At 60.3% G+C, this 15,295-nt stretch carries 18 protein-coding genes; 9 read left to right on the top strand and 9 right to left on the bottom strand.

What is annotated here, in order from left to right; genetic code table 11:
- The first annotated feature begins 292 nt into the window (after window positions 1-292).
- The 3 genes from ACA066_RS07700 (at window position 293) to ACA066_RS07690 (ending at window position 1,987) form a co-directional block, all read left to right on the top strand.
- Complete coding sequence (locus ACA066_RS07700; protein WP_497698739.1) at window positions 293-424, top strand: hypothetical protein; 132 nt, start codon at window positions 293-295, stop codon at window positions 422-424.
- A gap of 77 nt (window positions 425-501) precedes the next feature.
- Window positions 502-684, top strand: a complete 183-nt coding sequence (locus ACA066_RS07695; RefSeq protein WP_497698738.1) for a hypothetical protein — start codon at window positions 502-504, stop codon at window positions 682-684.
- A 103-nt stretch (window positions 685-787) separates the two neighbouring features.
- A complete protein-coding gene (locus tag ACA066_RS07690; RefSeq protein WP_497698737.1) occupies window positions 788-1,987 on the top strand; it encodes an MFS transporter in 1,200 nt (399 codons plus the stop codon).
- Here the strand turns inward: ACA066_RS07690 and arfB are convergent.
- The 8 genes from arfB to ACA066_RS07650 all read right to left on the bottom strand — a co-directional run bounded on the left by arfB (window position 1,984) and on the right by ACA066_RS07650 (window position 9,954).
- Window positions 1,984-2,397, bottom strand: a complete 414-nt coding sequence (arfB, locus tag ACA066_RS07685; RefSeq protein WP_008010994.1) for an alternative ribosome rescue aminoacyl-tRNA hydrolase ArfB — start codon at window positions 2,395-2,397, stop codon at window positions 1,984-1,986. The genes ACA066_RS07690 and arfB overlap by 4 nt on opposite strands.
- Window positions 2,398-2,597: 200 nt before the next feature.
- Window positions 2,598-4,013 carry an amino acid permease gene (locus tag ACA066_RS07680; protein ID WP_497698736.1) on the bottom strand — a complete coding sequence of 472 codons (1,416 nt, stop codon included), beginning with the start codon at window positions 4,011-4,013 and terminating at the stop codon, window positions 2,598-2,600.
- 851 nt (window positions 4,014-4,864) lie between these two features.
- Window positions 4,865-6,145, bottom strand: coding sequence for a 23S rRNA pseudouridine(2605) synthase RluB (gene rluB, locus ACA066_RS07675; protein WP_497698735.1), 1,281 nt, complete (start codon window positions 6,143-6,145; stop codon window positions 4,865-4,867).
- 155 nt (window positions 6,146-6,300) lie between these two features.
- A complete protein-coding gene (locus tag ACA066_RS07670; protein WP_497698734.1) occupies window positions 6,301-6,492 on the bottom strand; it encodes a DUF1289 domain-containing protein in 192 nt (63 codons plus the stop codon).
- A 147-nt stretch (window positions 6,493-6,639) separates the two neighbouring features.
- A complete protein-coding gene (gene scpB / locus ACA066_RS07665) occupies window positions 6,640-7,614 on the bottom strand; it encodes an SMC-Scp complex subunit ScpB (protein ID WP_497698733.1) in 975 nt (324 codons plus the stop codon).
- Between the two features lie 11 nt (window positions 7,615-7,625).
- Complete coding sequence (locus tag ACA066_RS07660; RefSeq protein WP_497698732.1) at window positions 7,626-8,447, bottom strand: segregation and condensation protein A; 822 nt, start codon at window positions 8,445-8,447, stop codon at window positions 7,626-7,628.
- Entirely contained in the window at window positions 8,448-9,077 is a 630-nt protein-coding gene (locus ACA066_RS07655; RefSeq protein ID WP_090473963.1) for an L-threonylcarbamoyladenylate synthase, read from the bottom strand. It lies immediately after the preceding gene.
- Window positions 9,078-9,090: 13 nt separating this feature from the next.
- A complete protein-coding gene (locus ACA066_RS07650; protein WP_497698731.1) occupies window positions 9,091-9,954 on the bottom strand; it encodes a PHP domain-containing protein in 864 nt (287 codons plus the stop codon).
- Window positions 9,955-10,041: 87 nt separating this feature from the next.
- On the opposite strand from ACA066_RS07650, the gene ACA066_RS07645 reads away from it, so the two are divergent.
- The 6 genes from ACA066_RS07645 to ACA066_RS07620 all read left to right on the top strand — a co-directional run bounded on the left by ACA066_RS07645 (window position 10,042) and on the right by ACA066_RS07620 (window position 14,509).
- Window positions 10,042-10,638 carry a septation protein A gene (locus ACA066_RS07645; RefSeq protein WP_084320524.1) on the top strand — a complete coding sequence of 199 codons (597 nt, stop codon included), beginning with the start codon at window positions 10,042-10,044 and terminating at the stop codon, window positions 10,636-10,638.
- Window position 10,639: 1 nt separating this feature from the next.
- Window positions 10,640-10,939: a YciI family protein gene (locus tag ACA066_RS07640; RefSeq protein WP_497698730.1), complete on the top strand. Its 300-nt coding sequence runs from the start codon at window positions 10,640-10,642 to the stop codon at window positions 10,937-10,939.
- Window positions 10,940-11,204: 265 nt separating this feature from the next.
- A complete protein-coding gene (locus ACA066_RS07635; RefSeq protein WP_462007043.1) occupies window positions 11,205-11,603 on the top strand; it encodes an SH3 domain-containing protein in 399 nt (132 codons plus the stop codon).
- Between the two features lie 7 nt (window positions 11,604-11,610).
- Complete coding sequence (locus ACA066_RS07630; RefSeq protein ID WP_150637657.1) at window positions 11,611-12,288, top strand: response regulator transcription factor; 678 nt, start codon at window positions 11,611-11,613, stop codon at window positions 12,286-12,288.
- A gap of 255 nt (window positions 12,289-12,543) precedes the next feature.
- On the top strand, window positions 12,544-12,993 hold the full coding sequence (locus ACA066_RS07625; RefSeq protein ID WP_017337134.1) for an LTXXQ domain-containing protein: 450 nt from the start codon (window positions 12,544-12,546) through the stop codon (window positions 12,991-12,993).
- A 175-nt stretch (window positions 12,994-13,168) separates the two neighbouring features.
- On the top strand, window positions 13,169-14,509 hold the full coding sequence (locus tag ACA066_RS07620; protein WP_497698729.1) for a sensor histidine kinase: 1,341 nt from the start codon (window positions 13,169-13,171) through the stop codon (window positions 14,507-14,509).
- A gap of 172 nt (window positions 14,510-14,681) precedes the next feature.
- On the opposite strand, the gene ACA066_RS07615 is transcribed toward ACA066_RS07620, so the two are convergent.
- Window positions 14,682-15,251: an NAD(P)H nitroreductase gene (locus ACA066_RS07615; RefSeq protein WP_497698728.1), complete on the bottom strand. Its 570-nt coding sequence runs from the start codon at window positions 15,249-15,251 to the stop codon at window positions 14,682-14,684.
- Window positions 15,252-15,295: the final 44 nt, after the last annotated feature.

Genomic DNA, 15,295 nt, shown 5'->3' with positions numbered 1-15,295 from the left:
GGGCTCCCTTGTGGCGAGGGGGCATGCCCCCGTTGGGCTGCGCAGCAGCCCCACATGCGGCTGCCGATGACTGTCGGGTAAAACGGCGGCCGCTTCGCGACCGAACGGGGGCAAGCCCCCTCGCCACAGTGGGCATGCGCTGCTCCTGTAGACCTGTCTAGACAATCCCATCCGTCGCAACAAATGGATATAAAAGTCTATTTGTCATTTCTGCTGCTGTATCCTTCCCAGGCTTTTTTTAAAAGCGCGGATCTACCAGATCTATCAACAGACTTTGCGAGGAGCGCGAAACATGCACGAGATCCCTAATCTCCCCTTCCCAAGCCTGCACGAAACTGAGCAGACAACCCCGCAGCAAGCCGGCGCCCAACAGCCCGAGCCGAAAGAAGCCACTAAACGCCGCCAGGCCGACAGCGAAGACTGAAACACCCGCAATGCCAGACCGTGTGGAAAGCGCTAACATGCGCTTTCCACACCGCCTGAACCCTTGAGTTGCACACTATGACCGATGACTTCAGTGAGACCCAGGCCAGCGTTCTGATCGGCACCGCCGAGAAAATGATCGAGATCTGGAATCGCCTTTCCCCCGAGAAACAAGCCGCGTTACTCGCCCGATTCGGCACCGAAGAAAATGCCCTGGCCGCCCTGGTCACCACGCACCTGCTCGCTCCCGCCAAGCCCTGAAACACCCCCGCCCGGCAAATAGTTTTACTTTTCCACACCCGCGGCCTCTCGCGCCGCTATCATAAGCAGCCTATCTATCCTGCTTTCCCGTGGACCTTTACCCATGTCTGAAAACCAGCGCCCCCTGGCGGTCACGCTGCAAGTCGTTTCCATCGTTCTCTTTACCTTTATCGGCTACCTCAATATCGGCATTCCCCTGGCCGTGTTGCCGGGCTACGTCCACAGCGAACTCGGCTTCGGCGCGGTGATCGCCGGGCTGGTGATCAGCGTGCAATACCTGGCCACTCTGCTCAGCCGTCCTTACGCCGGGAAAATCATCGATAACAAGGGCAGCAAACTGGCGGTGATGTATGGCCTTGCCGGTTGCGGTTTGAGCGGTGTGTTCATGCTGGTTTCGGCCTGGACGCAAAGTCTGCCGATGTTGAGTCTGATCAGCCTGCTGATCGGTCGTCTGGTGCTTGGCAGCGCGGAAAGCCTGGTGGGTTCCGGTTCGATTGGCTGGGGCATCGGCCGGGTCGGTGCGGCGAACACGGCAAAAGTCATCTCCTGGAACGGCATCGCCAGTTATGGCGCCCTGGCCGTCGGCGCACCGCTGGGTGTGTTTTTGGTGAGCCAGTTGGGTTTGTGGAGCATGGGCGTCAGCATCGTGTTGCTGGCCGTGCTGGGCCTGGCGCTGGCCTGGCCGAAGACCGCCGCGCCCATTGTGGTCGGTGAACGTTTGCCGTTCATGCATGTGCTGGGCCGGGTGCTGCCGCATGGTTGCGGTCTGGCGCTGGGCTCCATCGGTTTCGGCACCATCGCGACCTTCATCACGCTGTATTACGCCACGCAACACTGGGACAACGCGGTGTTGTGCCTGAGCCTGTTCGGCGCCAGCTTCATCGGCGCGCGACTGCTGTTCGGTAACCTGATCAACCGTCTCGGCGGCTTTCGAGTGGCGATTGCCTGTCTGTCGGTGGAAACCCTCGGACTGTTGCTGCTTTGGCTGGCGCCGGATGCTCACTGGGCATTGGCCGGTGCAGCGTTGAGCGGCTTCGGCTTCTCGCTGGTGTTCCCGGCGCTGGGTGTGGAAGCGGTCAATCTGGTGCCAGCGTCGAGCCGTGGTGCGGCGGTCGGGGCGTATTCACTGTTCATCGATTTGTCGCTGGGGATTACCGGGCCGTTGGCGGGTGCGATTGCGGCGGGCTTTGGTTTTGCTTCGATCTTCCTGTTTGCCGCCCTCGCCGCTCTGAGCGGTTTGGCACTGAGCGTTTACTTGTTCCGGCAGGCGCCGAAATACCGTGAAGAAAGAGACGCTCGCTAGAAATCCACTTTGCCGCGCCCGGCCTTGATGCTGCCGCGCTTGGTCTTGGATTCGAGTCGACGCTTTTTCGAGCCGAGGGTCGGTTTGGTCGGACGACGTTTCTTTTCGACCTTGGTGGCGCTGAGGATCAACTCGGTCAGCCGCTCCAGCGCATCGGCGCGATTGGCTTCCTGCGTCCGGTACTGCTGGGCCTTGATGATCAACACCCCTTCGCTGGTGATGCGACTGTCCCGCAACGCCAGCAGCCGCTCCTTATAGAACTCGGGCAAGGACGAGGCCGGAATGTCGAAGCGCAGGTGCACGGCGCTGGAGACCTTGTTGACGTTCTGCCCACCGGCGCCCTGGGCGCGAATGGCCGTCAACTCGATCTCGGCATCCGGCAGATGCACGTTGTTGGAAATCACCAGCATGGAAAAACGTCCGGGTTCAGGGAGGTCAGGATACCGCGAATGAGGTATTCGGCACGCCGAAGATCAACTGCGGAAGCGAGCCTCTGTGGCGAGGGGATTTATCCCCTCGCCACAGAGGCTCGCTCCCACAGGGTTTTGCATGAATCCTGAATACAACAAACCCGGCACATGGCCGGGTTTGTTGTTTCTGCTGGCTGCGCTTACTTCGCGCTCGCCGCCTGCAACAACTGCTGCGCACTGCGCTTGTTCTTGATGCCGTAGCAAACCCACATGAACGCAACCCACACCGGAATCGCATACACCGAGATCTGGATGCCCGGAATCAACAGCATCACGCCGAGGATGAACACCACGAACGCCAGGCAGATGTAGTTCCCGTACGGGTACCAAAGGGCCTTGAACAGCGGCGTCTGCTTGGTTTTGTTCATGTGCTGGCGGAACTTGAAGTGCGAATAGCTGATCATCGCCCAGTTGATCACCAGGGTGGCCACCACCAGCGACATCAACAGTTCCAGCGCATTTTGCGGGATCAGGTAGTTCAGCAGCACGGCGATCAACGTCACAGCAGCCGACGCCAGGATCGAACGTACCGGCACGCCGCGCTTGTCGATCTTCGCCAGGGCTTTCGGCGCATCGCCCTGCTCGGCCATGCCCAGCAGCATGCGGCTGTTGCAATAGGTGCCGCTGTTGTACACCGACAGCGCCGCGGTCAGGACCACGAAGTTGAGGATGTGCGCCGCGGTGTTGCTACCGAGCATCGAGAACACTTGCACGAACGGGCTGCCGCTGTAGGAATCACCGGACGCGTTCAGGGTCGCCAGCAGGCTGTCCCATGGCGTCAGCGACAGCAGAATGACCAGCGCACCGATGTAGAAAATCAGAATCCGGTAGATCACCTGATTGATCGCTTTCGGGATCACGGTCTTCGGCTTGTCCGCCTCAGCCGCGGTGAAACCAAGCATTTCCAGGCCACCGAAACTGAACATGATGATCGCCATGGCCATCACCAGACCGCTGACGCCATTCGGGAAGAAACCGCCGTGGGACCACAGGTTGGTCACCGACGCTTCCGGGCCGCCGTGCCCGCTGACCAGCAGGTAGCTGCCCAGAGCAATCATGCCGACGATCGCCACGACCTTGATGATCGCGAACCAGAACTCGGCTTCACCGAAGACTTTGACGTTGGCCAGGTTGATCAGGTTGATCAGCACGAAGAAGCCGGCTGCCGAGACCCAGGTCGGGATCTCCGGTGCCCAGTAATGGATGTATTTGCCGACCGCAGTCAGCTCCGACATGCCCACCAGAATGTACAGAATCCAGCAGTTCCAGCCCGACAGAAAACCGGCGAAACCACCCCAGTACTTGTGCGCAAAGTGGCTGAAGGAACCGGCTACGGGCTCTTCGACAATCATTTCGCCGAGCTGGCGCATGATCATGAAGGCAATGAAGCCGCAGATGGCGTAGCCGAGGATCATCGACGGGCCAGCGGATTTCAGTACACCGGCCGAGCCGAGGAACAGGCCGGTACCAATCGCGCCACCGAGGGCGATCAGTTGAATATGACGATTCTTCAGGCCGCGTTTCAGCTCGCCTGAATGCGAGGTTTGTCCACTCATGAAAAGGGTCTCACGCAAGGTTTGATGATGTTCAGTAGACGTTGCTGCTCGGTTGCAACTTTAAGCAGCGCCGATCAAACCCCAGCGCAGGCACCAGGAGTTCAGCGTATTTACAACGGTCATGCGTCACCTGTTGTTTTTATCTGTGACGAAATCGAACCCGACACGCTCGTGACGCGGCGGAGTGAACAAGGCGGGTAGCCTTGAGGTTTGCGCAGCTGCGCAGGAGGTCACAGGTAAAACGCGGCGCATTGTACACCGCTAACCCCCTGCTGCCAGACCCGCTGGATCAGCGTGTCGGTTGCCGGGATTGCCTGTGTCCGCCTCGAGGGTCTCGGGCGGCTGCAAAGAATGAGTCAGACCTTTGCGGGTCCTGGGCGTGGACGATGGAAAAACCGCCCCACGGGAAGAGATGGAGATGAATCACGGCGTTCATTGCGCCTCCTTTTTGTTATGCACCTGCACGACAGGCATGGGGCGCATGACACCTTGCATGAGACGATGAAACAAGCGGGCCAGAGCGCTGGAAACCGTCCTGGGAAGGTAGTGGGCGTAAGTATTTTCTTACAGCGTTCAGGCAATGACTGTTTCACGCGACCGATCAGCGGATTTCGTCAGATTTTCGTTACGGAGCGTAACGATGGTTTTCCATTTCGGGCGCCACGGTGCTGCTAATGACGCTATCGCGAGCAGGCTCGCTCCCACAGGGAACCGAGCGTTTTCGGACAAATGCGATCCAATGTGGGAGCGAGCCTGCTCGCGATAGCGTCCGTTCAACCACCACCTCGCCAAAGCCAGACCAAAAAAAAACGCCAACCCGGAGGTTGGCGTTTTCATTTACCGCTTACCGATTACTCAGGCTTGCGACGACCAAAGCCCGGACGCTGGCCGGAACCAGCCGGCGCACCGCGGCGCTTGCCCGATGGCGTATCCTTGTCGACCAGGACGATACCCGGGCGTTTCTTCGGCGCCGGTTTGGCCGGGCGCTTGGTGTCGGATGGACGATCGGCCACTGGCGTACCGCGCCCCGACTCTCCACGACCAGCAGGGGCACCACGATCACTGCGACCACCGCTTGGTGCACCGCGGCCTTCGCCACGCTCGGTGCGACCGTTGGCCGGACGTGGCGTGCGCGGACCGCGCTCGCCATCGGCACGCGGAGCAACCGGCTTGCGCGACGGACGCTCGCCTTCGATCTGCGGCTCACGGGATTCACGCCCTGCTGCCGGAGCACCAGCGGCCGGACGCAAAGTGCGCACACGCTCGGTCTTGCCCATCGGACGCGACGATTTACGCTGCATCCGATCAAGCTTGTCTTTGCTCTTGGCGTTCATCTGCGGCATGGCCACCGGAGTCAAGCCCACTTCAGCACTCAGAATGTCGACTTCGTACTGGCTCATTTCGCGCCAGCGGCCCATCGGCAGGTCGGAGTTGAGGAACACCGGACCGAAACGCACGCGCTTCAGGCGGCTGACCACCAGGCCCTGGGATTCCCATAGGCGACGAACCTCACGGTTACGACCTTCCATTACCACGCAGTGGTACCAGTGGTTGAAACCTTCGCCACCTGGCGCCTGCTTGATGTCGGTGAACTTGGCCGGGCCGTCTTCGAGGACGACACCAGCTTTCAGGCGCTCGATCATTTCGTCATCGACTTCGCCACGTACCCGTACCGCGTATTCACGGTCCATTTCGTAGGACGGGTGCATCAGGCGGTTAGCCAGCTCACCGTCGGTGGTGAACATCAGCAAACCGGTGGTGTTGATGTCCAGACGACCGATGTTGATCCAGCGACCTTCTTTCGGGCGCGGCATCTTGTCGAACACGGTCGGACGGCCTTCAGGGTCGTCACGGGTGCAGATTTCACCGTCGGGCTTGTTGTACATGATCACGCGGCGTACCGACTCGGCGGCTTCTTCGCGCTTGATCACCTTGCCATCGATGGTGATGGCGTCATGCAGGTCGACGCGCAGGCCAAGGGTGGCGTCTTTGCCATTGACCTTGATGCGGCCGTGGCTGATCCAGGCTTCTACGTCACGGCGCGAGCCGACGCCGATACGGGCGAGGACTTTCTGCAGTTTTTCGCCTGCTGGGCCGATTTCCTGGTCGTCTTTCTGGTCGTTGATACTCATCTGGGCACCTCCCGGTGTGGTCTGTTCAGGCTGCTCTGAAGTGAGGGTCCTGAAGAGTTGAAAGCTGGTTCTCGGACGAAGGGATCGCCAAAGGGTCGCGAATCATACGCTCATGGGAGCGTTCGCGCATCAGAGACTAGCTGATGAATGGCCAGTTACCGGGATTTCCGCCGACCGGTGGCGCCGAGTTTGATCAGGCGGAGGGCCGCTTCGGCGAGGACTGTACGCTTGTCGACCTTGTCGAGTTTCTTCCAGGCCTTGATCTCGCGCTTGCTGCGGCCGCAGCCGAGGCAGATGTCGTCGGTGAACTTGCAGAGGCTGATGCAGGGGTCTTTGGTTGAGCTCATCAAATACTCCAGTCAACACAAAACCCTGTAGGAGCAGAGCTTGCTCGCGAAGAGGGCGTAACAGTCAACGTCATGGGTGCCTGGACCACCGCTTTCGCGAGCAAGCTCTGCTCCTACAGGGTTAATCGGTGCCCGCAGGGTTGGGGGTCAGTCCTCGAATTCGCGGCGTTCGGCCTCGATCGCTTCGGCGAGTGCCTTGGCTTCGGCTTCTTCGTCGGTCAATTCGGGCTCGGGTTTGTGTTGCTCCAGAGCGGCGACAGCGGCCAAAAGTTTCTCGCGCGCCTCGGCGACGCCAAGCACGTCATCCTCAAGCTCTTCTTCGACTGTGGCTTCTGGCTCAACCGGAAGTTCAGCTTCAATCTCAGGCTCCGGCAACTCCAAAACCTCTTCGGTCCCGGTCACCGCACTATCGCGCAAAATGTCATCAAAGTCGGTCTTCAGCCCCTCCTCCATCGTGTCCAATTCCAGCAACAGCGTATGGAAACTGGTTTCTTCCTTCGGCTCCTCCGGCTCGGCGCTGGCATCCGCCAGTTCTTGCAATCCGGCCGGCACCGGCGCGTCGTCGAAGTCGAGCACCGGATCGGGCTCCAGCTCGCGCAGTTCGGCGAGCGGCGGTAAATCGTCGAGGTTTTTCAGGTTGAAGTGATCGAGAAAGGCCTTGGTCGTCGCAAACATCGCTGGCTTACCGGGTACGTCGCGGTAACCGACGATGCGAATCCACTCCCGTTCCAGCAACGTCTTGACGATGTGACTGTTGACCGCCACCCCACGCACGTCTTCGATCTCGCCCCGGGTGATCGGCTGGCGATAGGCGATCAGCGCCATGGTTTCGAGCATGGCGCGGGAATAACGCTGCGGGCGTTCTTCCCACAAACGTCCTACCCACGGCGAGAACTTTTCGCGGATCTGCAGGCGATAACCGGAAGCGACTTCCTTCAGCTCGAAGGCACGACCGTCGCAGGACTTGGCGAGAATCGTCAGGGCTTTCTTGAAGACTGGTGGCTCGGGGCGCTCGCCCTCTTCGAAGAGTTCGAACAGGCGTTCAAGCGATTGCGGTTTTCCCGAGGCCAACAGAAAGGCTTCAAGCAGTGGCGCCAGCTCGCGGGGTTCAGTCAGGTTCATGATTCAACTCGTTATTCGGCTCGCGCTCGCACGTGGATCGCCGCGAACGGCTCATTCTGCACCAGCTCGACCAAAGATTCCTTGACCAGTTCGAGGATCGCCATAAAGGTCACCACGACACCCAGGCGCCCTTCTTCGGCCGTGAACAGCTCGACAAACGGCACGAAACTGCCGCCCTTGAGCCGTTCCAGCACGTCACTCATGCGCTCGCGGGTGGACAGCGCCTCGCGGCTGACCTGGTGACTTTCGAACATGTCGCCACGGCGCAGGACCTCGGCCATGGACATCAGCAACTCTTCCAGGCTCACGTCCGGCAACAGCTTGCGCGCCCGGGCTTCCGGGGCGTCGAGCTTGGGCACCACCACGTCTCGGCCGACGCGGCTCAGGCCATCGATGCCTTCGGCGGCCGCCTTGAAGCGCTCGTATTCCTGCAAGCGGCGGATCAGTTCGGCGCGCGGGTCGTCTTCTTCGTCTTCGATGGTTTCGGCGCGGGGCAACAGCATCCGCGACTTGATCTCGGCCAGCATCGCGGCCATTACCAGATACTCGGCGGCCAGTTCCAGGCGCACCGACTGCATCAACTCCACATAACCCATGTACTGGCGGGTGATTTCCGCCACCGGAATGTCGAGGATGTTGATGTTCTGTTTGCGGATCAGGTACAGCAGCAGGTCGAGCGGGCCTTCGAAAGCTTCGAGAAACACCTCGAGCGCATCCGGCGGAATGTACAGGTCCAGCGGCATTTCCAGAACCGCCTGGCCATAAACCATGGCGAAGGGCAGCTCTTGCTGGGCACCGGCCTGACTGTCGACAACGGGTTCTACTGCAGACATCTACGCCTCGGCCATGAACGGCGTCGGGTCGCCGCAACCGACGCGGATCACTTCCGGCTCGCCGTCGGCGAGGTTGATCACGGTGGACGCCTTGATGCCGCCGAAACCGCCGTCGATGATCAGGTCGACCTGATGCTCGAGCAACTGGCGCATTTCATACGGATCGGTCAGCGGATCGGTGTCGCCGGGCATGATCAGCGTCACGCTCATCAGCGGCTCACCCAGTTCTTCCAGCAGCGCCAGGGCAATCGGGTGGCTGGGCACGCGCAGGCCGATGGTGCGTTTTTTCGGGTGCAACAACAGCCGCGGGACTTCGCGGGTGGCGTTGAGAATGAAGGTGTAAGGCCCCGGCAAGTGCGCCTTGAGCAGGCGGAAGGTGCCGGTGTCGATCTTGGCAAACAGCCCCAGTTGCGACAGGTCGCTGCAAATCAGTGCGAAGTTGTGCTTCTCATCCAGTTGGCGCAATCGGCGCACGCGCTCCACGGCATTCTTGTCGCCGATCTGGCAACCAATGGCGTAGGACGAGTCTGTGGGATAAATCACCACCCCGCCGCTGCGGATGATCTCGACAGCCTGTTTGATCAGGCGCGCTTGCGGGTTTTCCGGATGAATCTGGAAAAATTGACTCACATTCTCTACCTGTTCAGACGGCGGCAATATTTGGGTCATGTTTGAATCGACACCACAGTGGTGGCAGATCCTCCGGGAGCGGGCGGTATTCACCGATCTCGGACCAGCCTCCAGGGCCATGAAAATCACTGCCGGCGCTGACCAGCAGACCGAACTCGCGGGCAAGAATCGCCAGGCTGCCCACTTGCTCAGCGGGCTGATGGCCATTGACCACTTCAATAGCGTGGCCCCCGGCTTGAATATAGTCGGCAATCAGGCGGCGACGCTTGCTGCGAGTGAATTCGTAGTGCCAAGGGTGCGCCAGGCTCACCCAGGCTTTCGCCGCACGCAGGGTTTCGACCGTTTCCTCCAGGGTCGGCCAGTGTTGCTTGACGTCCCCCAGCTTGCCGGCACCCAGCCATTTGCGGAACGCTTCGGCGCGATCCTTGACGAAACCTTCGCGCACCATCCAGTCGGCGAAGTGCGGACGGGCCGGCGCGTTGCCGCTGTCGCCCAGTTCCTGCTGAATGGCCCGAGCACCTTCCAGCGCGCCCGGCATGCCCTTCAACGCCAGCTTGCGGCTTATTTCTTCGGAACGTAGCCAGCGGCCATCATGCAATTTGGCGATGGCTTCGACCAACGGCGTTGCATTCACATCAAATCCGTAGCCCAACACGTGGATGGTCGCGCCACCCCAGGTGCAGGATAATTCGACGCCATTGACCAGTTGCATCCCCAGCGCCGTTGCCGCGCTGCGGGCCTCGTCGAGGCCTTCGAGGGTGTCGTGATCGGTCAAGGCCAGGACTCGCACGCCTTTCTCGTACGCACGCGTCACCAGGACAGCAGGCGCGAGAGCGCCATCGGAGGCGGTGCTATGGCAGTGCAAATCGACATTCACGGGGATGTGTAACCTCAAATCAGCTGGCGCTATCGCGCGCCCATATGTTTGTTATTATGCCGCCACATCCTGCTTCTGGCTGCCACTGTGAAACAATTCATCGATTTCATCCCGCTCCTGCTGTTTTTCATTGTTTTCAAGATCGACCCACGGGTCGTTGACATTGGCGGTCATCAACTGACTGTCGGGGGCATCTACAGCGCCACCGCGATGCTGATCATCAGCTCCCTGGTCGTCTACGGCACACTCTTCATCAAGCAGCGCAAGCTGGAAAAGAGCCAGTGGCTGACCCTCATCGCCTGCCTGGTCTTCGGCAGCCTGACCCTGGCATTCCACAGCGAGACCTTCCTGAAATGGAAAGCGCCGGTGGTCAACTGGCTGTTTGCGCTGGCGTTCATCGGCAGCCACTTCATCGGTGACCAACTGCTGATCAAGCGCATCATGGGCCACGCGCTGACCCTGCCGGACCTGGTCTGGACGCGCCTGAACATCGCCTGGATCGCGTTCTTCCTGTTTTGCGGTGCCGCCAACCTGTTCGTCGCGTTCACGTTCCAGGAATACTGGGTCGACTTCAAGGTCTTCGGTAGCCTGGGCATGACGTTGCTGTTCCTGGTCGCCCAGGGCATTTACCTGTCCCGCCACCTGCACGACGCCGATACCACCACGCCAAAAACCGAGGACTGACATGCTTTACGCAATCATTGCCACAGACGTCGCCAAATCCCTGGAAGCCCGCCTGGCCGCACGGCCTGCACACCTGGAGCGCCTGCAAGTGCTCAAGGGCGAAGGTCGTATCGTATTGGCCGGCCCGCACCCGGCGGTCGACAGCAATGATCCGGGCGCTGCGGGTTTCACCGGCAGCCTGATCGTCGCCGAATTCGATTCCCTGAGCGCCGCACAGGCCTGGGCCGACGCTGACCCGTACATCGCCGCAGGCGTCTACGCCAACGTTTCGGTCAAGCCGTTCAAGCAAGTCCTGCCTTAGTGCCCTGTCTCGCCAATACTGTTCTTTTTTGACGGCGTCGGTTGCCGTCATGCTGCGTTGCCGCTCCTCGCCATAGCGGGCTATGACTCGTCGCGGCGCCTTGCCTGACGACAACCGCCACTCGTCAAAAGAAGAACGTATTGACGAAACAGGGCACTATCCCCCACGCGATGAACCTTCTTGGTTCATCGCGCTCTCAATCGCTCATTATTCTCGTTTGCCTGCCGACAACCTGCCCAATAATCGATTGGAATCAGGAGCTCCGATGCGCAAAGGTCCGTTGTGTCTGATGTTGGTCACGTTGTCGATCGTGGCGCCTGCCCACGGTGAAGAAAGCGCAACGCCGCTGTCCTTGAGCGCCGGCAGCCAGATCACCGAGTTGCAGCAACGCTTGAAGGCAAGCGAACAGCAACGGGAAGAGTTGAGCAAACAACTGCAAAATGCCGATGCCGAACGCGAAAGCGCTCAACTGAGCCGGTTGCGCCAGGAGAACCAGCGTCTGAAGCTGCAACTCAAGGAAGCCCAGGCCAGCAGTCCGCTGCCGCGTTTTCTCACAGACCAGCAGCAATGGTTCGTGATCGGCGCGGGAGTAGCGCTATTGGCCCTGCTCTGCGGTATCTTCGCCAGTGGTGCAAGTCGAAAACGTCGACAATGGCTAAATTGAGTGAGTCATGAGCGAGCTGTTATTAATTGATGATGATCAGGAGCTGTGTGAGCTGCTGGTCAGTTGGCTGAGCCAGGAAGGCTTCCAGGTTCGTGCCTGCCACGATGGCCAGAGCGCCCGCCGCGCGCTGGCCGAAACGTCCCCGGCCGCCGTGGTGCTGGACGTGATGCTGCCGGACGGCAGCGGTCTTGAACTGCTCAAGCAATTGCGCAGCGATCACCCGGACTTGCCGGTGCTGATGCTCTCGGCTCGTGGCGAGCCGCTGGACCGCATCCTCGGCCTGGAACTGGGTGCCGACGATTACCTGGCCAAACCGTGCGACCCACGAGAACTGACTGCCCGCCTGCGTGCCGTCTTGCGCCGCAGTCATCCGGCGGCAGTGTCCAGCCAGCTCGAACTGGGCGACCTGTGTTTCAGCCCCGTGCGCGGCGTGGTCAGCATCGATGAACAGGAATTCACCCTCACCGTGTCCGAAAGCCGCTTGCTCGAAGCCTTGCTCAAGCAGCCTGGCGAACCACTGGACAAGCAGGAACTGGCGCAAATTGCCCTCGGCCGCAAACTGACCCTATACGACCGCAGCCTGGACATGCACGTCAGCAACCTGCGCAAAAAGATCGGCCCCCACCCCGACGGCCGCCCACGTATCGTCGCCCTGCGCAGCCGCGGTTATTACTACAGCCTCTGATGCGTCATCTGCGAGGCTCTTGTAGGAGCGAGCTTGCTCGCGAAAAACGTCGGGACAACGCGTTCATCCAGGCAGCACGCATTATCGTTAACGTCCATCGCGAGCAAGCTCGCTCCTACAGGGGGCGTGGTGTTTGTCAGGTCGGCGAGATATCGTCTTTACCCAAGCTTTACGCTCCGCTGACCGCCGCTGACCTTGATCTCCGTAATCTGAACTCATCCGGAACGTACCGGGAACGAGACAAGGAGATTCACCATGCGCAAGACTCTTATCGCTCTGATGTTCGCTGCCGCCCTGCCGACCGTTGCCATGGCCATGCCTGAAGGTGCCGGCCCGATGGGTGGCCCGATGGACGGCTCGCGCCACGGCGGTCAGATGCACGGCATGCACGGCAAAGGCCCGTACAGCCAACTGGACCTGAGCCGCGAACAGCGCGAGCAGATCCGCAAGATCATGGGCGAGCAGATGCACGAGCGTAAGCAAGTGGTCGACAAGTACCTGGAAAAACTCTCGCCAGCCGACCAGAAAGCCATGAAAGATGAAATGGCCGCCAACCACAAGAAAGCCGAAGCCGATGTACGCGCCCTGCTGAAACCGGATCAACAGAAGCAATTCGACGAGATCCAGAAAAAACAGGCTGAGCGCCGTGCCGAATGGGCTGAGTTCAAGGCGTGGAAAGCGCAACAACCGCAAAAAGCGCAATAATGCGCTAACCCCGGACCCAACGGCTGAACACCGTTGGGTCTGACACCACTGAATTTCATGTGGGAGCGAGCCTGCTCGCGATGGCGTTCTTTCAGACACGTTGATGCTGAATGTGCTGACGCTATCGCGAGCAGGCTCGCTCCCACACTGGTTTGTGTTTGTTTGAGGATTTTCTGTGCGCTCATTGTTCTGGCGTATCCTGGCCAGCTTCTGGCTGGCCATCGCACTGGTTGCAGGGCTTTCCATTCTGCTCGGGCACATGCTCAACCAGGATGCATGGATTCTCAGCCGTCACCCGGGCCTCAACACCCTGGCCGAACAGTGGACGCAGACCTACGAAGCACAAGGCGAAGAAGCCGCCCAGGACATTCTGGAACAGCGCAAACGCCAGTATCACATCAACGTTCAAGTGCTCAACGAGAGCGGTGATCCGGTCGTTCGCGGCACCTTTCCGCGCCGCGCGGCCGCCTTCGAAGCACGGCAGAATAACGATGACCGGCGCCTGCCTTGGCGTCGTCTGACGGCTGAGTACACCAGCGCAAAAACCGGCGACACCTACCTGCTGATCTACCGAATTCCGCATCCCGAACTGGACGCATGGCACCGCGAAAGCCTGCTCTGGCCATTAAGTGCGTTGGGCATTGCACTAGTGGTACTGACCCTGTTCAGCCTGTTCGTGACCCTGTCCATCACCCGTCCACTGAGCCGCTTGCGCGGCGCGGTGCATGATCTGGGGCAAACCACATACCAACAAAACAGCCTGGTGAAACTGGCCAACCGTCGCGACGAGTTCGGCGTGCTGGCCAACGATTTCAACCGCATGGGCGCACGCCTGCAGAGCCTGATCGGCAGTCAGCGGCAACTGCTGCGCGATGTGTCCCACGAATTGCGTTCGCCCCTCGCCCGACTGCGCATTGCGCTGGCACTGGCAGAACGGGCCAGCCCCGAGGAGCGGGAAAAACTCTCGCCGCGCCTGACACGCGAGTGCGACAGGCTCGAAGCGCTGATCAGCGAGATTCTGGTACTGGCGCGGGTCGATGCCGACAACGCCAGTGCTGAGGACGTCGACCTGAATGCGCTGCTCAACACGCTGCAAAAGGATGCGCAATTGGGTTCGCCGGAGCAGACCGTTCGCCTCGACGCCGAACCGCAATTGAACCTGAAAGGCTGGCCGACAATGATCGAGCGCGCCGTGGACAACCTGCTGCGCAACGCTCAGCGTTTTAACCCGGTGGGGCGATCGATTGAAATGCAGGCGGTGCGGCAGGGTGATCGGATTGTCGTGAGTGTGCGCGACCATGGGCCCGGCGTGGATGCCGAGCATTTGAGCCAGTTGGGTGAGCCGTTTTATCGGGCGCCGGGGCAGACGGCGGCGGGGCATGGTTTGGGATTGGCCATTGCGCGGCGTGCGGCGGAGCGGCATGGCGGAAGTCTGGTGCTGGCCAATCACCCGGATGGCGGTTTTATCGCCAGCCTCGGATTGCCGTTGGTGCCGGGAATCATCGTCCAACCCTGAAACCTTGTGGCAGCAAGCTTGCTCGCGAAGACGATTTAACATTCAACAGAGATGCTGAATGTGCCGACGCTTTCGCGGGCAAGCCTTGCTCCTACGGGTTATGTGTCGTGCACGGTATCGTGAACACTTCGCAACCTGTAGGAGCAAGGCTTGCCCGCGAAGCTTTTGATCTTCAGGCTTTCGAAGGCAGCCAGGCGCTGACGAACTCGGTGAGGTCTACTTTTTCTGCAACACGCGGCTCTTTCTGCGGCGTACCGAGGTAAAGAAACGCAATCACCTCTTCCCCTTCCGCCAAACCCAACCCTTTGGCCAGATGCGCCGAATAGGCCAGCTCACCGGTGCGCCATACCGCACCAATTCCCTGTGCATACGCTGCCAGCAAAATCCCGTGCGCCGCGCATCCAGCCGCCAGCAGTTGCTCGGACTTCGGATATTTGACGTGATCCTGCAAGCGTGCGATCACCACAACCACCAGCGGTGCGCGCAGCGGGCCGTTGCGCGCCTTGTCCAGCGCGGCTTCGGACACGTCGCTGTCCTGCAGTTTCGCGGCTTCGGCCAGCAACTCGCCCATCTGCTCACGCGCGGCGCCTTCGACTGTCAGGAAGCGCCAAGGCTGCAAATGGCCGTGGTCCGGCGCACGCATCGCGGCGGCAAACAGCACTTCGCGCTGCTCGGCGGTGGGGGCCGGGTCGACCAGTCGTGGAACGGAAACACGGTTGAGCAAAGCGTCGAGAGCCTGCATCGGCCACCTCCTGAAAAAAATGTCTGGCTATTCTAGCTGCAAGT

This window comes from Pseudomonas sp. LBUM1651 (assembly GCF_059716135.1).
Note: the sequence above shows the minus strand (reverse complement) of the source record. Positions and strands in the feature narration are given on the sequence as shown.